The sequence below is a fragment of the Gilliamella apicola genome (assembly GCF_003202655.1).
GTDB classification, from domain to species: Bacteria; Pseudomonadota; Gammaproteobacteria; order Enterobacterales; family Orbaceae; genus Gilliamella; species Gilliamella apicola_R.
In genome coordinates this window covers 388250-411166 of the sequence record NZ_QGLR01000009.1, presented here as the reverse complement: position 1 = coordinate 411166, position 22917 = coordinate 388250, and the positions used below count along the sequence as shown (strand labels likewise).

General features: G+C 35.5%; 18 protein-coding genes. 10 read left to right on the top strand and 8 right to left on the bottom strand.

The genetic code is table 11. From position 1 onward, the window contains the following. Positions 1-308 precede the first annotated feature (308 nt). Complete coding sequence (locus DKK70_RS06440; RefSeq protein ID WP_110433246.1) at positions 309-1460, bottom strand: hypothetical protein; 1152 nt, start codon at positions 1458-1460, stop codon at positions 309-311. 921 nt (positions 1461-2381) lie between these two features. Between DKK70_RS06440 and DKK70_RS06435 the strand changes: the two genes are divergently transcribed. Continuing rightward, positions 2382-3314 carry a hypothetical protein gene (locus DKK70_RS06435; RefSeq protein WP_181415932.1) on the top strand — a complete coding sequence of 311 codons (933 nt, stop codon included), beginning with the start codon at positions 2382-2384 and terminating at the stop codon, positions 3312-3314. A gap of 529 nt (positions 3315-3843) precedes the next feature. On the opposite strand, the gene DKK70_RS06430 is transcribed toward DKK70_RS06435, so the two are convergent. The 7 genes from DKK70_RS06430 to DKK70_RS06400 form a co-directional block, all read right to left on the bottom strand. Beyond that, the gene (locus DKK70_RS06430) at positions 3844-5259 is read right to left on the bottom strand and encodes a hypothetical protein (RefSeq protein ID WP_181415931.1); all 1416 of its coding nucleotides are present in this window, start codon (positions 5257-5259) and stop codon (positions 3844-3846) included. Between the two features lie 395 nt (positions 5260-5654). Next, positions 5655-6047, bottom strand: a complete 393-nt coding sequence (locus DKK70_RS06425; RefSeq protein ID WP_110433243.1) for a hypothetical protein — start codon at positions 6045-6047, stop codon at positions 5655-5657. Then, a complete protein-coding gene (locus DKK70_RS06420) occupies positions 6044-6304 on the bottom strand; it encodes a hypothetical protein (RefSeq protein ID WP_110433242.1) in 261 nt (86 codons plus the stop codon). The genes DKK70_RS06425 and DKK70_RS06420 overlap by 4 nt, the downstream gene beginning before the upstream one ends. Before the next feature lie 12 nt (positions 6305-6316). Further along, on the bottom strand, positions 6317-6790 hold the full coding sequence (locus tag DKK70_RS06415) for a hypothetical protein (RefSeq protein WP_110433241.1): 474 nt from the start codon (positions 6788-6790) through the stop codon (positions 6317-6319). Positions 6791-7357: 567 nt separating this feature from the next. Continuing rightward, positions 7358-8821, bottom strand: coding sequence for an IMP dehydrogenase (gene guaB / locus DKK70_RS06410; protein ID WP_110433240.1), 1464 nt, complete (start codon positions 8819-8821; stop codon positions 7358-7360). A 123-nt stretch (positions 8822-8944) separates the two neighbouring features. Beyond that, a complete protein-coding gene (ubiG, locus tag DKK70_RS06405; RefSeq protein WP_110433239.1) occupies positions 8945-9721 on the bottom strand; it encodes a bifunctional 2-polyprenyl-6-hydroxyphenol methylase/3-demethylubiquinol 3-O-methyltransferase UbiG in 777 nt (258 codons plus the stop codon). 71 nt (positions 9722-9792) lie between these two features. Next, the gene (locus DKK70_RS06400) at positions 9793-10080 is read right to left on the bottom strand and encodes a hypothetical protein (RefSeq protein ID WP_110433238.1); all 288 of its coding nucleotides are present in this window, start codon (positions 10078-10080) and stop codon (positions 9793-9795) included. A 763-nt stretch (positions 10081-10843) separates the two neighbouring features. Between DKK70_RS06400 and DKK70_RS06395 the strand changes: the two genes are divergently transcribed. The 9 genes from DKK70_RS06395 (at position 10844) to DKK70_RS17330 (ending at position 22681) form a co-directional block, all read left to right on the top strand. Continuing rightward, on the top strand, positions 10844-12217 hold the full coding sequence (locus DKK70_RS06395; RefSeq protein WP_219999699.1) for a sodium-dependent transporter: 1374 nt from the start codon (positions 10844-10846) through the stop codon (positions 12215-12217). A 236-nt stretch (positions 12218-12453) separates the two neighbouring features. Next, entirely contained in the window at positions 12454-14328 is a 1875-nt protein-coding gene (gene htpG, locus DKK70_RS06390) for a molecular chaperone HtpG (RefSeq protein ID WP_110433237.1), read from the top strand. 200 nt (positions 14329-14528) lie between these two features. Continuing rightward, positions 14529-15368: a BglG family transcription antiterminator LicT gene (licT, locus tag DKK70_RS06385; protein ID WP_110433541.1), complete on the top strand. Its 840-nt coding sequence runs from the start codon at positions 14529-14531 to the stop codon at positions 15366-15368. A 178-nt stretch (positions 15369-15546) separates the two neighbouring features. Then, positions 15547-17442, top strand: coding sequence for a beta-glucoside-specific PTS transporter subunit IIABC (locus DKK70_RS06380; protein ID WP_110433236.1), 1896 nt, complete (start codon positions 15547-15549; stop codon positions 17440-17442). Positions 17443-17445: 3 nt separating this feature from the next. After that, positions 17446-18837 carry a glycoside hydrolase family 1 protein gene (locus DKK70_RS06375; RefSeq protein ID WP_110433235.1) on the top strand — a complete coding sequence of 464 codons (1392 nt, stop codon included), beginning with the start codon at positions 17446-17448 and terminating at the stop codon, positions 18835-18837. Between the two features lie 79 nt (positions 18838-18916). Next, entirely contained in the window at positions 18917-19741 is an 825-nt protein-coding gene (locus DKK70_RS06370; RefSeq protein WP_219999698.1) for a histidine phosphatase family protein, read from the top strand. A 176-nt stretch (positions 19742-19917) separates the two neighbouring features. Further along, a complete protein-coding gene (locus DKK70_RS06365; RefSeq protein WP_110433233.1) occupies positions 19918-21273 on the top strand; it encodes a hypothetical protein in 1356 nt (451 codons plus the stop codon). A 12-nt stretch (positions 21274-21285) separates the two neighbouring features. Further along, the gene (locus tag DKK70_RS06360) at positions 21286-22050 is read left to right on the top strand and encodes a histidine phosphatase family protein (protein WP_110433232.1); all 765 of its coding nucleotides are present in this window, start codon (positions 21286-21288) and stop codon (positions 22048-22050) included. 112 nt (positions 22051-22162) lie between these two features. Beyond that, positions 22163-22681: a methylated-DNA--[protein]-cysteine S-methyltransferase gene (locus tag DKK70_RS17330; RefSeq protein ID WP_110433231.1), complete on the top strand. Its 519-nt coding sequence runs from the start codon at positions 22163-22165 to the stop codon at positions 22679-22681. Positions 22682-22917 lie beyond the last annotated feature (236 nt).

Sequence of the window (22917 nt, the reverse complement as noted above, 5' to 3'; positions counted from 1 at the left end):
ACCATCTTTACAATCTTCCGCGGCGACCACGCAAGTGGTCACGATGTAACTACTCCGTCTTCGTTCGCTCTTAACGCGTCGGTTTGATTTGTTCCTTAACAAACTACAGCCTTTCCAGACATCCCTCTTTGCCATGCTAAACTGACTCAGTTGTCAGTATCTTGCTGATATAACACCACAAAATTGCTTTTTAACACCCACTTCGTTAGCTACATTATCTTTGTAAGGCTATTATTCTTTAACGTCCTAAAGTTATCTTTCATATACCTAACTCTACAGTTCAAGAACTAAGGTCTAAGGACTAAACTCTAAGGATAGACGCAAAGTCCAATGTGGCCCTCAACGTGGCTCGATAACACACCAGGGCGAGTAATAGAACCACGATACGCGCTAACGACGAACTGGTCATTACCATTTTCAGGGCTCGTCCAATAGTAAGGGGTGTCGTAGAAGGTGGCACCAGTGTAATCGCTCACTCGCCCCCACTCCGTGAAAAAACCAGCTCCAATTAGACGCTGATAACCATTACCTGATGCCGGTGGTATAGCGCCGACAGCACCTTGACAGTCATAAGGTGGAGTTGAATGCCATCTCCGACAAGTAGCGTTAGTTAAATCCTTAACCATAGGCACCCGATAATTACCAATTTTGTTACACCACGATGATGTACTTGAATAAGTGTCGTAATACCTACCACGGTTGACGAACCACTGCTTTAACACAAAACCATATTTGACCACCGCATTACCACTGCTATCACGACCAACTAACTCAAATGTCTGCGGCAAAGATAGCGTATCGATACGAGTTGGATTATCTGAATTCCATTGCGAATCGTCGGTAACAGCCGGGCCAGTTAAAGTGACTCGAACACTAGTTTTCGTTGCAGATGTCATCGTCGCCGTAATACCACCATGCGAAACGGGCTTCCAGGCTAAGTCCAAATTGTTACCTCCAATCTCTAAATCAAAATACAAACCATTAGCGCCAGTAGTTGGGAAGTTTGAACCGTAAGACGATGGTGTAACGGACTTAACTAGAAAACCGTACTCAAGGTTCCAAATGTTAGCTGGGCCAGCATGCCTTTCAGGATAATAACCTGCACCACCTACTTCCAAGCTAGGTTTAGCAAAACAGACCTCTGGCGGTGCCTTAGGATTAATAAAATAAACAGCATAATGAATAACAAAACGACTTTCATTAGGTACACCATAACGTGTTTTTAATGTACCTTCTTCAGAATTAAATAACGTTAATCTATATGGCGCGTTACAAATATCTAGCACTTGATTACGATCAACAGAAATAGAATTTTTATCAACAATAGATAAAAATAAATTACCAGTAGCGGTAATACCATTAACTCCTTGGCCATCGCCATCATCATCACCCCAATAATTATAGGAGGGGCCAATAAGTGAACTTAATTCAATAAAATCAGTATCCGTTGGTATAAACATACCAATATCTGCAAAACTCTGACCTGCAACAGGTAAAACGATAGGATTGTCAAAACTTGAATCATTGGTTGTGGAAGTAAATGTTCTACCATCAGAAAGGGATATCCTGAGTAGCGCTTCGATATTTGTCGCCCGGGTTTGACCACCGTCGAAAGTTAAATAAGGCGCTGAACCTTGAATAATATTGGTCGTTTTAGCGGTTAACGCATGATTAGAAAAAGAGATAAACAGTAAAACAATTACGGTTAATGCGAAAACAATCTGTCGAAATAAAAAGGCTAAACCAAGGAGATTTGAGAAATTTTGTCGAAATTGCTGAAAAAATAAGCCACAGTGATGAAATAAACTATCTAAGCTTAACTTTAAGGAATTTAAATTATAAGTTAGGCAGGTTGCGTGTTGCGTGTTGCGTGTTGAAAATTATAATCCATATCAGATATCCTTGTCAATTTAATTTAATGATTTATTTAATAATTTCAGCCCAATCGGTATAAAACTTATTCATTTATATCGATATGCTATAAAAGTATAGTGATTGAAAAAAACGATGCAACTTATTTTGACTGTTTAATTGTTAACTTTTGTTAATTTTTGTTAAGTTTAATGCAATATTACCCCCCTTAAAACCAATTCCGTGGAAATTGTGGGGAGATTTTAGGTTTTAAAAATTCTTCACAATTTTTCAATAACTTAAATCCAATTGACTTATATTGATATAGCATGTGCATAAACAAAAATCACTTTTCAAATCTATCGTTATTGTGTATCTTGCAAACTAAAGGTAAATGCTATAATAAATACTCTTTACATTAAAGGCTATAAAAAAATTGTGCTTTATCTTTTTTTCTAACATTTAGAATTATACCCAACAATATATATAATAATTATTACTTAACTTTTTGATTATGTTAAATAGGAGAGATGATGAAAGACCTAAAAGTGCTAGCACTTTTATTATTAGCCAGTTTAGCTTTGGCTGGATGTGAAGAAAAAAATCAAGAGTACTATTCAAAACATATTGATTCCGCTAAAGAAAAATTAAATGAGTGCGATAAAACTTTATACAAAGCTATGAAGGAAAATGATGAAAAATTGTTTACAAAAACAACACAAGACCCAGAATGTCTAGCGGCGGATAGTGCTATTACGGAAGATCGAAAACAACAAGAAAAATTAGAACAAGAACGTAAAGAAGCAGAGCAAAAACAAGCTTTAGAAACCGAACTAACAGCGATAAAAAACCAAGTAGCGGGCAAATCATGGCAAGAGTCGATCAATGAATATTTAAAAGTTGATGAGTGCAATGCCTTATTCTCAACACGTTCTCCTAAATGTAAAGCTTGGAAAATAATCTATAACGAAAAAGTTGATGAAGGTAAAAAAGAGTTAATAAAATTACCATTTGAGGGTATTAAAGAGCAAATGGGTTCTTTATGTAAATTAGATAAACGACCAAATTCAAACTGTAGCGTTGCTGAGTTAGTTTTAGAAGAAAAAGCCAAAGAAGATTTAGCTAACGCTGATATCCAAACAGTCGAAGCCAAAAAATCAATTTATTGTGCTGAAGATATCTACTCTTCCAACGCCTGTAGAAAAAGTTGGGAAGACGCTTGGGATAGAGAAAGTGATAAACATGTAAAATTCTTCACTGAAAATGATGAGGAATTCATTAATACCTTTAATTCATGTGCTGATAAAATAGCTGCCTTAGACGCGCAAAAATTAGAATGGAGTCAAAAAAATAATTTAGAACGTCAAATTACCAATACCTTTCCTTGTTATCAAGCTAAAATGGCCTACAGTAAAAGAGGAATGGGCTATTCTGTCAGATTTGAAAAGAAAATTGAAAAATAATTAAAATCAAATAGCTTTTTAGAATATAGTGCTTGTTTGTCAAGGGTGTGTTAAGCTAATTGAATTAAAAGACGGCGTCAGATAACGACGCGGTCTTTTTTTATGACTATCGGATTAAATCTTCCAGACCTTATAGATAAAAAAGCTCTTAGCCATAGTAATAATATATTAGATTAGTTTTGCTATCGTTTCAGTACCGCATAAGCAAATAGAAGCAGCACTAAAGTAAAAAAACACAATATTTAGAGGCATGGTAATAAAGTTTGCTGCTTTCATTGAAATTATAAGCTATTTACGCTTTGAAAAATGTAATGGAATGTAGTCGAAAAATACTTTTCAAAAGTCGCTGAAAAACTAATTCAGTTTTTTAATGTCTGGCGTAGTTCATTGTTTAACTAATACTATTTGATTCCATGATATCCGTGCGCCATTTCGCTACAATATCAATAAAGATCAATGATATCTGTTTTGCGATAACTTATTAGGTCAAGCATCGATGACAATAAAGCATAACCTAGTTTAAAAAATGTTATTTTCTACAAGCAATATACGCAACATTATCTCCAGCGGTATCTCCCGCAGGGCGAGGAGCAGGCAATAGCCCACCATCATGTAGATAAACAATGAAGTATTGTGTAGCAGAATTAGGATCTTTAGTAAAATAAGTCGTTGCATCCCACTCCCAGTTGGAATTTGGATAACTACGACGATTTATATATCCCCACTCAGGATAAAGTCCTTGAGCAATTGCCCGAGTAGAAAAATTCCATTTACCATTACGATTCCAATTAGGACCAACATTAACTACAGGTGAGTTAGAATAATCTTTACGAGTCGGGAAGCCATCAATACCTCCGCAAAATCGGTAAAATGCAGTCTGCCAATCATAACGCCCCGCACTCTGAGGTTCTATCCAAACGGAAGTTGGATTAAATTTATAATCAAAATATTTGTCAGGAGATGATTTTAATGTGGCTCGGACAACGATATCACCATTACCTGCTGGTGGTTTAGCTCTTAACAGAACATTACCGGTTTGATCAACTGTTGCTACATTACCAGGATTAACCGCTACACTATAAATATAATTGTCTTGAGAATAATTCATTATTAATTGAAATTCTGCACCAGGGAAACCTGTAGTAGGAAAGGGTTTATCTGAAATAATTGGCCTAGCTCTAAAACCTTTATCAACAATAAAATCTTCAGTATAGCCACCACCATGATTGGGATCTCGTTTTATGGGACCTGAATTCCATGGGTACATATTCCCTTGTGCATCACTACCACGCCATTGCGCTGTAGGAAAAACTTTAGTTGAATTTGGTTTAAGATAACATACATCACCTGTAGGGGCGATTTTATATATTTTAGTTATCTCCGCTGCCTCGCTTTCATTCGGGTTACCATATTCAGAATAAGTTTTTACTGAGGTTGTTATTGTCAACGTTAATGGCATCGCATAACCACTTCCGCAACCAATCATATGCTGTTTATCGCTATCGGGAATTTTTCTACCATTATTGTCAAACCAATTGTAAATTGTTTGTTCGACGACAAAAGGCATATTAATACGAATACTATCGCCATCAGAATCAATATAATTAGAGGAATTATCTAAATCACTTGCAGAATAGTCCTTAATAAGAAAATCACTAAATTTTGTTAAACCATCAAATTCATTAACACCTGTATCGCTTAAATTATGCGTGTTTGAGCTATAAAAAACACCATTTAAGTTAAAGCCATGTTTTTTTGCAGCCACTTCCATATCGATAACTTTCGGTTTACTACCAATAATGGTATTTACAGTATGTGCTGTGATTGCTTGGCTTTTTTGACTAATAGCTAAAAAAAATAATGTAAATAAAAGTAAAATGATTGGTTTATTAGTCAAATTAGCTGAATTTAAAGGGTTGATTTGGCTAGTGGTTAGTTGTTCCATGTTATAATAAATAAAGACATTCATGTCAATTAACTTAATGATTTATATCATATATGTTATGATATAAATCATTAAATGCCAACCTAATTTTGAATTAATAATAGTTACTAAGTATAGTAATAGAAAAAATCTATGCAAACGCTTTTGAAATTTAAATTGTTAACTTTTGTAAATGTTATTATTAATTATCACGTTGTAAATACTAATCTGAATCTTATAGAAATTTTCCTCAGTTTTTGAGGAAAATGACTGCCTACACGGCAGTGAACCCTCAATCATTTTGCTGTATGTTTCTATTGTTTTTCTAAACTACCTACACGGCAGTGAACTATAAAAAATGGGGTGGCGAAGAGTGGAAAGATTTCTAAACTACCTACACGGCAGTAAACAATATGTCAATGACAGCATTTTTGTAATTGTTCTATTGTTTCATTAAATCTTTTGTGTGTTTTCTTGCTTAATTCAACAATATCCTCGTTAAACTCTTCACAATCCAGTTCATAATCAGCTTTATTTCGAGATAACCTTTCTTGAAACATTATATAACCTAATGACTTTAATTTCATGGAATCATAAGGTTCATTTTTATGTTGTGATGAATTGCTAAGATACTCAATTAGTGCAGAATGATGAGAGCCAGAAACATTAGGCATATAATTCAAAACTGATAGAATTTTATGATACATACCATAATAGCCACGAGATATAAAATTCCTATAATCAATCTCACGTTTTTTGTCGAGAAACTCATGAGCTGAATTTAAAAAATCATCGCCTGATACGCTCATTTATTAATCCTTCTACGTGGTCGAAATAAAGCAACTAATTTACATGAATCTAACTCACTTTCGGCAACAATTCTATCAGCTAATTCAAAATTCATATCGACAATTTTATCAAGATTATCCGTGTCTACACCGATAACATAATGCCCACCAGCTATAATTTCTAACCTAAGTGAATCGGGTTCTTGATTATATTTACGAATAATGTTTGAACAAATATTTACTATTAATTCAATATGATAATCTGAACAGTTTGTCATTTCTCTTATTTGCTAAATCTGTTTTTTATGATTATTTAAAGCTTTAACTATTTCTTCATCGCATTTTATCATTATAGCTTTTTTACAAATAAATTCAGCCATATCATTATCTAAATAAGTTGAGGCCACATTTAAAGCTTTTATGAGCAAATCACTGGTATTTAAATCATCTTTGTATTTATATAAAATTTCTTTTGATTTACTAAAACACGAGAGACAAATCAATGATGTAAAATAATTAAATAATACAGTTAGATTTACATTTAAAGATAATGCATGTTCAAAATGCATCTGCATTAAAGATTCATTTTTTTCAATGGTATATAACAAACCTAAGACATGATTCCTCTCAACATAATCAGAAATTGAATTTGCATCTCTTTGATATTTTTTTATCTCAAACTCGCTTAACTCTTTATTTTGTTCAAGAGCAAGGATTAATTCAGCCTGAATTTTGTTGATTATCGTCGCTGGTTTTGCTTTCATGGATTATCTTAATATTTACCTAAAGTTATTTAATATTACTGAAAGTCATATTTCGTCAGTATATGGAATTATATCTTTTGAGTAAAGATAGTTTAAACAAATTACAAAAATTAATAGCTGGTATATATTTGACAATATCTAGATTTTCTAAAGTTACACTTCATCATTTTATGTAACCTACAATTTCTAAGCTACCTACACGGCAGTGAACGAGTTAGCCGCCCGCTTCGTAATGCTATGAATTTTCTAAACTACCTACACGGCAGTAAAGCTAGTTTAAGCGCTCAAATTCATGAAATGCAATTTCTAAACTACCTACACGGCAGTGAACTAGAACACAGCATACTATAAACATTGTTGGCATAAAGTAAAAGTGGATTTTTATTTGCAAAAACCCTTTTTTTTGGCGACTTTATATTTATCTGATTTTTAATAATTTTATTTTTTGTTAAAAAAAGGGTTAGTAATGGGGGAATGTTAGTTTTTAAAAAACCGCTTCTATACTTTTAATGAATATTTTTCACAAATAAAAAGGGATTGTCTTCAATCCCTTTTTATTTGTCGTTATTAGCCTGCTCGATAGTTAGGTGGTTCTTTGGTGATTAGAACATCATGAACATGACTCTCTTTCATACCTGCGCCAGTAATGCGGTAGAATTTCGATTTTGTGCGTAATTCATCGATAGTGCCACAACCTGTTAATCCCATGCATGAGCGTAAGCCACCCATTTGTTGATGAATAATCTCTTTTAATAGTCCTTTATAAGCGATTCGACCCTCAATACCTTCTGGTACTAGTTTGTCGGCAGCATTATCAGATTGGAAGTAGCGATCAGATGATCCTTTTGCCATTGCACCAAGAGATCCCATACCTCGATAAGATTTATAAGCACGACCTTGGAATAATTCAATTTCGCCTGGTGCCTCCTCTGTTCCGGCAAACATTGAGCCAACCATAACGCAAGCTGCACCAGCTGCAATAGCTTTAGCAATATCACCTGAAAAACGGATTCCACCATCAGCAATAACCGGAATATTGTGTTGTTTTGCTACTTCGACAGCATCCATTATGGCGCTAATTTGCGGCACCCCTACCCCGGTTACAATACGAGTGGTACAAATAGAACCGGGGCCAATACCCACTTTTACTGCACTAACGCCTGCGTCAATTAGTGCTTTAGCACCTTCTCCAGTGGCAACGTTACCGCCAATAATTTGTAAATTCGGATAAGCTTGTCTTGCTTGGCGGATACGTTCAAGTACGCCTTCTGAATGGCCGTGTGATGAATCGATAAGTAAAACATCAACCCCAGCTTCAACCAAAGCAGCTATACGTTCTTCGTTACCAGCACCTGCACCAACTGCGGCACCAACGCGTAAACGGCCTTTTTCGTCTTTACAAGCATTCGGTTTCTGTTCAGCTTTGTTATAATCTTTAACAGTTATCATGCCTTTTAAGTGGAATCTATCGTCAACCACTAAAACTTTTTCAACACGATGTTCATGCATTTTTTTCAATACGCTTTCTCGTGATTCACCTTCTTTAACGGTGACTAAGCGCTCTTTCGGTGTCATCACAGCCGTCACAGAAAGTGATAAGTCGGTTGCAAAACGAACATCACGAGCCGTGATGATACCAACTAATTCTTGTGATTCAGTCACAACTGGAAACCCTGCAAAGCCATACTCCTTAGCTAAGTCGATCACTTGTTTAATAGTCGCCGTTGGTAGTACTGATACTGGGTCTTGTACTATGCCGCTTTCATGTTTTTTAACGCGCTTTACATGTTCAGCTTGAGCTTCAATTGACATATTTTTATGGATAAAACCAATGCCACCTTCTTGAGCAAGAGCGATAGCAAGTTCGGCTTCGGTAACGGTATCCATTGCAGCAGATAGCATTGGAATGTTTAATTTGATGGTTTGCGTCAGTTGAGTTGTAATATCAGCAGTATTGGGTAAAACAGTTGAATGGGCTGGAACTAATAAAACATCATCGAACGTGAGGGCTTCTTTAACTATACGAGACATGACAATATTCACCATTGAGTTGGATTGTTGATAAAATATTGCCGATGTATTCTACTTACTTTTGATATAAAAGACCAGTAGAATTTTATATTTATTTTTCAGGAGTTAACTGTTGCGCTCTTTTTAATCACTCTCGTTTTTTTCAGCCATTAAAATATAGTTCACATCAACATTACGGCCTAAACGAAATTGGTTACTAAGTAAATGATACTCCATCCCAATAATATCTTTAACGGTTAAATGAGCATGTTCAACCCAATCCATTAATTCAGAAGGACGAATAAAGCGATCAAAATCATGCGTGCCTTTTGGCACTAAACGCGCAATATATTCCGCACCATAAATCAGCATAAGTTTGGCTTTATTGTTGCGATTGATGGTGGATAAATAAAGTTGCCCGTTCGGTTTAAGTAGTTTGGCACAAGCATTTATAATCGAAAACGGATCAGGCACATGTTCTAGCATTTCCATACAAGTAATGACATCATAGTGTGCAGGATATTGTTCAACATGCTGCTCTACCGTTTGATTCAGATAGTTTATATCTAAGCCATTTTGCTCAGCATGTAATTTTGCTACTGCCAGTGACTCTTCAGCAAGATCAATTGCCGTGACATTAGCCGCTAGTTTAGCTAGACTCTCTGACAAAATACCCCCGCCACAACCAACATCTAATACTTTTTTTCCATTTAGATCACCGGATTGTTGTTTTATATAATCCACGCGTAATGGATTAATAATATGTAATGGTTTGCATTGACCATTGGGATCCCACCATTGGGTAGCAAGTTTTGCAAACTTATCTATCTCGTTTAAATCGATATTTTGTGTCATGACTATTCTTTTTAGAGACGTAAATATTTTATGTAATATATGCGATGAGCTGATGATTAGCAACATTAGACGATTTAAAACAATGTGTTCCTCAACTTTTTTGAAACTAAAATCATAATTATTCAAAATTCATATAATTATCTTTCTACATTTTTATTTTTATCCACCGTCAGAATAACTATTGTTGAAGTACCTATTTGATTCTCTTTTGGAAGCTCTTCAAATGACAAAGATACAAGAGTAACAGATTTACAATCAAATAAAATTCCTGCACTTTCGTCTTCTATTTTTTTGCTGTAATCCACAACCATAATTTCTACATCTTTCTTTTTAGTAATAGGATCTGTTTGAGTTTTTATAGTCCATACAACAAGACATGCTAGTTCATGATCGCTGAAAACAAAAAAAGAGCAAAAATCATCCATAAAATAAGTTTTTTATACCATCCTCCCTTAAATTCCTATTACTGATGGTAATAGATTATTTACAATTTTCGCTAAATAAATAATTTTTATTAAAAATTTTATAATTCAGCCTATGACAGTGAACTTATGGTTGGATCCTTCCTCCCGATTCTATTTTTTCTAAACTACCTACACGGCAGTGAACAATGGCGTTAAATTTAGTAATGATGCATTAGATTTCTAAACTACCTACACGGCAGTGAACATCTGAATTATGGTGGTCAACCACACATACCATTTCTAAACTACCTACACGGCAGTGAACGTAATTTCAAACTCAAGCCCACTCGTTTAAATTTTCTAAACTACCTACACGGCAGTGAACTAGAACACAATATACTATAAATGTTGTTTGCCAAAAGACATAGTGCATTTATTCTTTTGACAACCCTTTTTTTAAGTATAATTTCAACAATATGATTTTTATAATCTTTATTTTCCCCCGCGAAAAAGGGTTGGCAAAAGAATAAATTTAATCGTCCCAGAAGAGATTTCCTCTATTTTTATTGCTTGTTTTTTACACTAAACCATTTCAAAACAGCATTCAACTCCACTTTAACCATTTAATTTTTTATTGACTATCGTTATAAATGATAATGTCTTCTTGTTTATAGACTTAATTCATGGCATGATTTAGCGCTTAATTTATCTAAAAATAGTTAGGCTTCGGCTGATACTAGAAATTAAATATTTAATCAAAAAAAACTCAAGGGAAAATATATTCATGAGTACAGGTACTATGAAGAAAAGTCATTCACAGTGGAGCTCTCGCATGGGATTTATGCTTGCAGCTGCTGGTTCTGCTGTGGGTTTAGGTAATATTTGGAAATTTCCATATATGGCAGGTGAAATGGGTGGATCAGCATTTGTGCTCACCTACTTACTATTTATGTTTGTAATTGGCTTGCCTATTTTAGTTTTAGAATGGTTAATTGGTCGTCGCGGACAAAAAAATCCAATTCATACCATGGAAGATGTTGCAGTATCAGAAGGCCGCTCAAAATTATGGCGTTGGGTTGGCATCATTGGTGTACTTGGCTCATTTTTGATTCTCTCGTTTTATAGTGTAATTGGTGGCTGGGCAACCGATTATATCTTTTTAGCTATTAATGGCACGTTTAATGGCGTAAATGGTGAAGCCACTGGTCAAATCTTTAGTAGCTTCCTTGGTAATACCAATAGCTTATTAATCTGGCATACCGTATTTATGGCAGCTAATACCATTATTGTTGCAATGGGTGTTGGCGCTGGTTTAGAGCGTGCTTGTAAAGTAATGATGCCAGGTTTAGGGGTTCTATTGTTAATCTTAGTTGCTTATGCGGCAATCGTAAGTGGATCATCATTTGGCAAAGCATTTGATTTCTTATTCACACCAAACTGGTCTGCATTAAATGGCACAGCAATTTTAGCGGCTTTAGGTCATGCATTCTTTAGCTTGTCTTTAGGTATGGGGATTATGATGGCTTATGGTTCTTATCTTGGAAAAGATGTGAACTTATTGTCTACGGCTCGTACTGTGGTCATTTTAGACGTAATCGTTGCGATGTTATCAGGTATGGCAATCTTCCCATTAGTATTTGCTAATGGATTAGAAGCGGGTTCAGGTCCTGGTCTTATCTTTGTAACCTTACCAATTGCTTTTGGTAATATGGCTGCCGGATCGATTTTAGGTTGCTTATTCTTTATCTTCCTAACTTTTGCTGCATTAACCTCATCAATTTCACTACTTGAACCAACAGTAGAGCTTTTAGAAGAAAAAACTCCAATGGGCCGTAAAACAGCAACAGTTGTCAGTAGTGTTTTAATTTGGGCTTTAGGTATCGCTTGTATTTTATCATTCAATGAATGGGCAGATGTTAAACTATTTGATAAAGGTATTTTTGACCTACTTGATTATCTAACCAGTAAAATTATGTTACCTGTGACAGGATTAGGTACCGTTATCTTTGGTGCTTGGATGATGAATCAAAAAGTTATTCGTAAAGAACTTAACTTAAGCAACTTCTGGTTTGGTGTGTGGACTGTGTTAACTCGCGTCGTTATTCCGGTTGCCGTGGTTCTAATTTTAATTTGTGGATTTTTACCAGAAACTCGATAATTTAATTATCAACAGTAGCCCTGATAACTATCAGGGCTTTTTTTTGCATAATGAATTAAAAAATCAGCAATCAATTATTTATAACCATATTGTCTCTTGAAATTACTTTTTTCATTCCCATATTGCATTACAACAATTAATCAAAACATTATGTCAAAGTTAATCAATTAAAATCTAACTCATCGTTACCGATGATTTTTAATTGAGTTTACTAAATATAGTTGAGGTATTAGTCAATGAGTAAGCAAGGAACTGAAACGCGTGGATTTCAATCCGAAGTTAAACAAATTCTGCATTTAATGATTCACTCTTTATATTCAAATAAAGAGATTTTTTTAAGAGAACTTATTTCAAATGCTTCTGATGCAGCCGACAAACTGCGTTTTAAAGCACTGGAAAATGCAAATTTATATGCGGGTGATGCTGAGCTTGGTGTTCGTATTTCAACCAATAAAGAGGCCGGCACCTTAACCATTGCTGATAATGGTATTGGTATGACACGTGATGAAGTCATCGAAAATTTAGGGACGATCGCCAAATCAGGTACTAAAGCCTTCTTAGAATCAATCGGTAGTGATCAGGCTAAAGACAGTCAATTGATTGGTCAATTTGGGGTTGGCTTCTATTCTGCATTTATTGTAGCCGATAAGGTAACAGTAAAAACCCGTGCTGCTACAGCAAATGCTGATCAAGCGGTAATGTGGGAATCAGCCGGTGAAGGTGAATACACTATTTCTGATGCAGAAAAAGAAACCCGTGGTACTGAAATCACTTTACATTTAAAAGAGGATGAAAAAGAGTTTCTAGATGATTGGCGCCTACGTTCAATTATCAGCAAATATTCTGATCACATCTCATTACCCGTTGAAGTGCAAACCACTGACGAAGAGAGCAAAGAAGTTAAGTGGGAAAAAGTCAACAAAGCACAAGCACTTTGGACTCGCAGTAAGTCAGAAGTGAGTGATGATGAGTATAAAGAGTTTTATAAACATATTTCACATGATTTCGCTGATCCATTAAGCTGGAGTCACAATCGTGTTGAAGGTAAACAAGAATACACTAGTTTACTTTATATTCCATCTAAAGCACCTTGGGATATGTGGAATCGTGATAATAAACATGGTTTAAAACTATATGTGCAACGTGTATTTATTATGGACGATGCTGAACAATTTATGCCGAATTACTTACGTTTTGTAAAAGGCCTAATTGATTCAAATGATTTACCATTGAACGTATCGCGCGAAATTTTACAAGATAACAAAGTCACGCAAAACCTACGTAATGCATGTACTAAACGTGTTTTACAAATGCTAGACAAACTTGCCAAAGATGATAAAGAACAATATCAACAATTTTGGAGTGAATTTGGCTTAGTCTTAAAAGAAGGTACTGGCGAAGACTATGCAAATCGTGAAGCGATTATGAAATTATTACGCTTTACAACCACGCAAAGCGATAGTGATGCACAAACCGTATCGCTAGAAGATTACCTCAGCCGTATGCAAGAAAGTCAAGAGAAGATCTATTATATTACTGCTGATAGCTACGGTGCAGCGAAAAATAGTCCTCACCTTGAGTTATTCCGTAAAAAAGGTATTGAGGTGTTATTGCTTTCTGATCGTATTGACGAGTGGATGATGAGCAATTTAACTGAATTTGATGGCAAACAGTTCCAATCTATCAGTAAATCTGACGAATCAATCGAAAAGTTAGCCGATCAAAATAGTGATGAACAAAAACAAGTTGAAAAAGAGCTTGAACCATTTATTGAACGTGTTAAAAAAGTATTAGGCGACAAAGTTAAAGAAGTTAAATTAACCCATCGGTTAACTGATACGCCTGCGATAGTGACTACTGCTGCTGATGAAATGTCAACCCAAATGGCAAAACTATTTGCCGCCGCAGGACAAAAAGCGCCAGAAATCAAATATACGTTTGAAATTAATCCAGATCATCAACTGGTGAAACGTGTAGCTGATACTCAAGACGACGTCGCATTTGGCGATTGGGTCGAGTTACTATTAGATCAAGCTTTACTTGCTGAAAAAGGTTCGTTAAGTGATCCAAGCAAATTTATACAAACAATGAATAAATTGCTTGCCCAATAATAGATTAAGTTATTCATCTAATCTTAAACCCGATATGCCCTGCCTATCGGGTTTTTTGTCTGTTTTTGATGACTTTTTTTGAGAATAATCAATTTATTTTTTTCAAAATTATGAAGTCAGTCACATTTTTTTATATTACTGCTTTCCATTTTCAATCAGCGATAGATAATAACCCAATCTTAAAATTTAGACTGAATCTAATGAAAGTTCATAAAATATTAAATAATAATGTTGTAGTGACTTTAGATCCCAAAGGAAATGAATTGATTGTTACTGGCCGAGGAGTAGGCTTTAAAAAACGGGAAGGTGACCTAATCGATCCTAAACTTATCGAAAAACAGTTTTCTTTGCATAATCAGGAAATACTGCCAAAATTTGCTGAACTGCTTTCTGAGATCCCGATCGAAGTTCATACCACATCCGATATTATTATCAATCATGCCAAACAATTTTTAGGCAATAAATTACAAGATAGTATCTATATTTCATTAACCGATCATATTTATTTTGCTATAGAACGGCATAAACAAGGATTTGATATTCCCAATAACTTTATTTGGGAGATAAAAAAATTCTATCCTAAAGAGTACGAAATTGGGCTATATGCTTTAGATGTGATTAAAAAGCGTCTCGGTGTAGAACTACATGAAGATGAAGCTGGATTTATTACGTTTCATATTGTAAATGCTGAACTTAATGATACCATGCCAAATATCGTCAATATGACCAAAATCATGCGCGAAATTTTAAATATCGTTAAGTATCATTTTCGGTTCGAATATGACGAAAATAGCCTTTCCTATCAGAGATTTGTGACACATTTGAAGTTTTTCGCGCATCGCATTCTAAGCCAAGGTAAACCTGTTCAACAAGATTCCACATTGTACGAGATTATCCGTGAAAAATATGAACAAGCCTATTTTTGCACCAAACAGATAGATTTACATTTAATTCAACAATATCAACATCCGCTATCTGACGATGAAAGTTTATACTTAACAATTCACATCGAACGATTAAGAGCAGAACTAAAAAAATAATTATGTGATATAAGTCACAAAATAGCTAACATCTTATCAACAAGCTGGCTCATTTTATGCTAATTTAATATCAAATTTTGGATTGTTATTGCATTCGTTAATGTTAACGATGCAAGCAAAACCTAAGCCTAGGATTACTAGGCTTAGGTTTTTTTTTGCGCTTAAATAAGGATAAGCTATGAAAAATAAACAACTTGCCGAATCAATTATTGAGCATGTAGGTGGTAAAGACAACATCATTAGTTTAGTACACTGTGCAACCAGGCTTCGATTTGTATTAAAAGATGAATCAAAAGCAGACCCGGAAATAGTCAAAAAACAAGTTGGCGTAATCACTGTCGTTCAAAGCGGTGGACAATTTCAAGTGGTCATTGGCAACAATGTTGCTGATGTATTTAATGCGATTATGGAATTAACAAACCTTAATGAAAAGCCTACCACTGATGAGGCGGCTGGCGCCAAAAAAGGGATTGTATCAAAACTTATTGATCTGGTATCGAGCATTTTTATACCAGCACTAGTCGTGCTAGTTGCTGGCGGTATTTTTAAAGGTGTGGTTGCCATATTACAAGTAATGGAAGTAGTTAAAGCTGGCGATCCAACTTATAACTTTTTAAATGCCATTGCAGATGCACCATTCTACTATTTACCGATAATTCTAGGTTTTTCTGCGGTTAAAAAATTCGGTGGTAACCCTTATGTTGGAATGGCATTAGGTGGTGCGTTAGTTCATCCCAGTGTGGTTGGTATGTTAGGTCAAGCGTTTGAATTACAGACAGAATTTTTTAGCATCCCCATCAAGTTAATTCCCTATCCATCATCAGTTTTTCCGATTATTTTGGCCGCGTGGTTCTATTCCTTGTTAGAACGTAACTTTAACAAGATAATGCATGACTCGTTCAAAAAATTTATTGCGCCACTCTTTGGTTTAATAATTACCGTACCATTAACTTTCGCCGTTATCGGTCCTGTTGTCTCATTTTTAAGTGATAGTGTTGCTAGCGGGATCATCTTTGTTTATGAACTCAACTCCGTTATTGCTTCCATGATTTTAGCCGCTCTTTGGCAAGTAATGGTTGTTTTTGGTATCCATTGGGGGTTGGTGCCTTTTGCGATGAACAATATTTCGGTTTATCATGAAGATTTTATGATCCCAATCTTATTCCCAGCAGTATTTGCGCAAGTCGGTGCTGTATTAGCTGTTATGTTACGCAGTAAGGATCCACAAGTTAAAACGTTAGCCAGTTCTTCAGTGTTATCAGGGATTTTTGGGGTAACTGAACCGGCAATTTATGGGATTAATTTACCATTAAAACGTCCATTTATCATCGGTTGTGTTTCATCCATGATTGGTGGCGGTATTATTGGTTATTACCATTCGGTTATTTATTCGTTTAGTTTTATTAGTGTTTTTTCATTCTTGCAATTAATTCCCGCAACAGGAATTGACGAAAAATTCTATGCGGTGGTGTTTGGTTCAATAATCTCATTTGTTGTTGCAACCATCGTAACTTATCTATTTGGTATCCCTAAAAATAAAGATGTTGCCGACGGTAATCAAGTATCAAGTAGTACAGAAAAGAAAGCGGAAGAAATTAAACAGCGCAATACTATTACTATTTCAAGCCCAATGACCGGCAAACTCGTAGAGTTAAAAGAAGTGAATGACGCCACCTTTGCTAGTGGTTTAATGGGGAAAGGTGTCGCAATTATTCCTTCCGTGGGCGAAGCAGTAGCGCCAGAAGATGGTGAAGTCGTCTCATTATTTAGGACCAAACATGCGATCGGATTCCAGACAGATTCTGGAGCTGAAATGCTTATCCATATCGGTATCGATACTGTTAAATTAGATGGTCAACATTTTGAAGCACATGTAGAAGCTGGTCAAAAAGTGAAAAAAGGTGATCGTTTGGTAAGCTTCGATATTGAAGCAATTAAACAAGCAGGTTTTGAAGTAACCACACCAATCATTATCACTAACAGTGATGACTATATCGATGTGCAGTGCATATTTAAACAAAATGATGTTCAACAAGGTGACGCATTATTAGCGTTAAGTGCAAACAAGGAGTAAAACATGGCAAATACTTTTCCAACTGATTTTTTATGGGGTGGCGCTATTGCCGCCAACCAAGTTGAAGGTGCATATTGTGAAGATGGCAAAGGGTTATCGACATCTGACTGCACACCTAACGGTCTATTTGGTGACATCGTCGATCGCAATAAAGTCGATATTACTGGCATTAAAGATCGGGCTATCGACTTTTATCATCGTTATCCCGAAGATGTCGCGCTGTTTGCCGAAATGGGATTCACCTGCTTAAGAACATCTATCGCATGGACTCGAATCTTCCCAAATGGTGATGAAGAACAACCAAATGAAAAAGGACTCGCCTTTTATGATAAATTGTTTGACGAAATGCTAAAGCACAACATTACACCACTTGTGACTTTATCGCATTACGAAATGCCCTACTATCTGGTAACTCAATATGGAGGTTGGGGAAATCGTAAAGTTATCGAATTTTTTACCCGCTATGCCAAAACCGTGTTTGAACGTTATAAAGATAAAGTGAAATATTGGTTAACTTTCAATGAAATTAATATGTCATTACACGAACCTTTTACCGGAGTTGGTCTAGCTCGTAACAGCAGTAAGGCTGATATTTACCAAGCGATTCATCATCAATTAGTCGCCAGTAGTCGAGCAGTAAAATTGTGTCATCAAATCATCCCTGATGCTAAAATTGGTAACATGTTGCTTGGTGCTATCGCCTACCCTCTTACTCCAAAACCTGAAGATGTTTGGGCAACACACACAGAAAATCATGGTTGGTTATTCTTTGGTGATGTACAAGCTCGTGGCTATTATCCAACCTACATGAATCGTTACTTTAAAGAGAACAACATTGAGTTAACGATAACCGATCAAGACCGAGAAGATCTAAAAGAAACCATCGACTTTATCTCATTTAGTTACTATATGAGTTGTTGTGGAACGGCAGACAATTCGCTTCGCCAAAAAGGTAATATTCTTGATATGGTACCAAATCCTCATCTAAAAGCATCTGAATGGGGTTGGCAGATCGACCCGATTGGCATTCGTTACCTATTAAATCTACTTTATGAACGTTTTCAAAAACCACTGTTTATTGTGGAAAACGGCTTAGGTGCTAAAGATAAACTTGAAGCCGATGGTACCGTAAATGATGATTATCGTATTAATTATATGAACGATCACCTTGTACAAATCCGTGAAGCCATAAATGACGGTGTTGAAGTTATGGGATATACCAGTTGGGGGCCAATTGACCTCATTAGTGCATCAAAAGCTGAAGTTACTAAACGTTATGGTTTTATTTATGTGGATTTAAACCAAGATGGTTCTGGTACACTAAAGCGCTATAAAAAGAAAAGCTTCTATTGGTACCAATCTATTATTTCATCCAAAGGAGCGACATTAAAATAATAATGATGCAGGTAGGGTTTACGAGCCTTTACCTGTGACTTTATTCAGTATAACTATAACTTAATGCCACACGGGGCTAATGATGAAAAATAAAACCATTAAAGCAGTACTCACCACCAGTTTAATAGTATTAACAGCAATCTCTACTGGATGTAGTAGCCATCAACCAAGTAAGCCTGCTAATGCTAATAGTGACGATACAATCACCATCTATTTTGCTAGACATGGTAAAACACTATTTAATACCTATGATCGAGTTCAAGGCTGGGCGGATTCACCATTAACCGACCAAGGAATTAAAACCGCTCGCTATTTAGCCGAAGGATTTAAAGAGAAACAAATCGAATTTGATGCCTATTATACCAGTGATGCCGGTCGCCAACGTGAAACCATGCAAGTATTGTTAAAACAAAAAGGCGTCGAAGATTACAAAATCAATGAATTAAAGGGGTTAAGAGAAGTCTTTTATGGCGGATTTGAAGGTGGTAGCAATGCCAATATGGTATCGGCAGCGATGAAAACACTAGGCTATAAATCGGTTGATACCTTCTATAAAAGCTATGCACAGGGGCAAATTCCAGTAGCAGAACTTACCAACGCTATTGCTAAAAGTGACCATAAACATGACGCTGAGAACTTCGCTCGTGTTAAACAACGGACGCAATACGCATTGAATATGATCGTAAAAAATGCTCAGTATCGACATCAAAAAAATATATTGGTGATTTCATCTGGGATGTCAATGCAAGCCATGATTTCAGATTTGACTGATAACCCTGAAAAAAATAAACCACTTTCCAATGCTACTGTAATTAAAATTGTTTATCAAAATGGTAAATATAATGTCGTTGAAATTGGTAATATGGACTACCTCAATCAAGGAAAATCATCATTAATTGATTAAATCATTTAATATAAAAAATAAACTAATACCACAATAAAATCAGTTAAATAATTGAATTAGTCGAATAGGATTGTTACTGTTTTGCAGGCAAAACCTAAATATCAACTCAAGCAATATTGTTTGGGTGGTATTTAGGTTTTTTTTTGGAGAATTTTTTTAAAGGATAGGAAATAACAATGAAAATAAAATATCTTTCATTAGCAGTACTTAACTTTATATGCTTTGTGGCGATAGCTGCAGATTCAAATTCGGCGAATGCAGAAAAAGGATTTTCAGATAAAAGTTTTTTAGATCAAAACTTTTTTAAAGATAGCAAATTTGAATTCTCAACACGTAACCATTGGAAGTATTTAAAGGAAAACGCATCCCAACCTAAAGAAGTTCACAGTGCATGGGGTCAAGCACTCACATTTAATTATAAATCTGGTTATTTGTTTGATATGCTCGGATTCGACTTTACATATGACAATGTCATCAAACTTGGTGCCAGTGATTACTTTGCTACTCGTAACTTACTTTATAACGATGGCAAAAAAGCAGATAAACACAATGCTCACGGTTTTAACAAATTTACGCAACGTTATGCTAAAGTCAAACTTGGTAATAAAGATATCAATTTTAATGGTAAAGCAGGTTGGCATAGTTTAAAAGACATGGGGATAATTAGTTCATCGCAACATTTAACCCGTAACAGTTATCTCGGTTATAGTGGAACATTTAAATACTCTAATTTGGCGTTATCGCTAGCTTATATAGATAGTACTTTACCTCGTGAATCGGCTAAAAAAGTGCATTTTTATAGTTTAGATAGAAAGCATGTAATTGATAATATCAAAACTGCTGAAATCGCCTATAACGATAAAGTAATTAAACTTGATTACTCTTATGGTATAGCAAAAGATTATATTAAACGTCATGCGATTGAGTTTTCTTATAAACCGGTGGAAAAACTAACCTTTGGCTCACAAATCTATGGCAGTACTGCTCTTAAAAATCATGACAAAATGAAAGCCAATGTGCGTGATTTTGATGATTCAGCGTGGCATTATGCAGCCGATGTTGAATGGAAAGAAGCTGACTGGAGTGCCAAATTCGGTATTGCTTATACCGATGCTAACCGTAAAGGGGCTATCGGTTTTTATGGGCGTCATTTAGGTAAAAATAATCGTGGTCGCTACAACGGTATGGCTGCAGCCGGAGCTGACTATATGCGCGATGGTGAAATCGTATTATCCAGCGTATTAGGTTACGACTTTTTTAAAGATAACACCACAGGTTTGTATCTAAACTATGGAGAATTTAACTATAAACACGAAACCCTAAAAAATGGCGAAATCAATGTGTTTAACATTTTTAAACCAACCAGTGGCACATTTAAAAACCTTTCGATTTTGTCAAAATTTGGTTACGGTTGGTCTTATAAAACCATGAGCAGTAAAGACGTTACCCCTAAATTAAGAGACGGTAAAGCTCAACGTTCACCAACATTATCAGCAGAAACCGTTATTGATTATCGATTCAACTTGTTATAAAAGGACGAAACTATGAAAAAACTTATTAAACTTATTGGCTTAACCGCTATTCTTACAGCGTCAATTGCACAATCATTTGCTGCCGATGTAAATATCTATTTTACTCGTCACGGTAAAACCATGTTCAATAACGTACATCGTGCTCAAGGATGGTCAGACACCCCACTAACCAAACCGGGTATTGAAGTGGCAGAACAACTGGGTCGTGGCTTAAAAGGTATCGACTTTATTTCGGTATACTCAAGTGATTTAGGTCGTGCAAGACAAACAGCACGCATCGTTCTTGAATCTAAAGGTGAAACCAAATTGAGCATCAACGAAATGGAAGGATTACGTGAAACATGTTTTGGTGATTATGAAGGTGATCTAGATCCAAACATGTGGAATCCTGCAGCACAACACTTAGGTTATGAATCTGACAAAGCCTTAATGGCTGATTTAGCTAAAGGTAAAGTCACCCTTAAAAAAATGATGGATGCTATAAAAGCGGTTGAAAAATCGGGGGAAGCTGAGGATTACAATGCTGTTAAAACTCGTATGCAAGCATCACTAAAAGCGATCGCAAAATCAGCACAAGAAAAAGGTGGTGGTAATGTATTAGTTGTTTCACACGGCATGGCAATCATGGCGATGGTTGAAGAGATGATGGACAAACCAATCACTGGCGGACTTGGTAACGCTAGCGTAACAAAAATTCGTTATACTGATGATGGCAAATTCATTGTTGAATCATTAGGCGACATGAGTTATGTCGAAAAAGGCAAAGCTAGCAAATAACTTCTAAAAAAGACTCACCAAGGTGAGTCTTTTCTTCTTAACATGGCCATATTTAATGCATAAAAATTCGTTATAATAAAACAGTTGATAATCACCAAAGTAAGGATTTTTTATGTTCTACATCAGTCATTATTCGTCGCCAATGGGGGAAATCACTCTCGCTAGTCAGCAAAGTAAATTAGTTGGTGTCTGGATTGAAGGACAAAAATATTTTGGTCAGATGCTAAGCGCGAACAAAAAAGAAATGGCCAATTTAGCGATTTTTAACCAAACCAAACATTGGTTAGATGATTACTTTTCCGGTAAAAGACCCGCAATTAGCCAATTAGCTTTGGCGCCACAAGGTAGTGAGTTTAGACATATGGTGTGGGACATATTGACAAAAATTCCTTACGGCGAGGTAACCACCTATGGTGATATTGCTAAACAGATAGGCTCAAAAATCAATAAACCCCGTATGTCCAGTCAAGCAGTAGGTGGCGCTGTCGGACATAATCCACTATCAATAATTATTCCTTGTCACCGTGTAATAGGAGCAAATGGTAATTTAATCGGTTATGCTGGTGGGATTGATAAAAAAATTTGGTTACTTAAACACGAAAAAGTTGACATGCTACATATTTCAATTTAATTATAGCATCACTATGCTTGATGGTAATTTAAATTTAATGCCATTAGGAATTTAAAAACTTTCCTTTAGCTTTTTTCGGTTAAAAAAGCGATGTAACTATCGTTAAAAATTCTTGATAATTTTTATTTATTATAATTAATTATTTAATTTATAACATATTATTTAAAACCAGAAATAAAATTTAAATCAAATTAACTGAATAACAACCTAGATCTTAAACTCACAAAGGTAGTTTC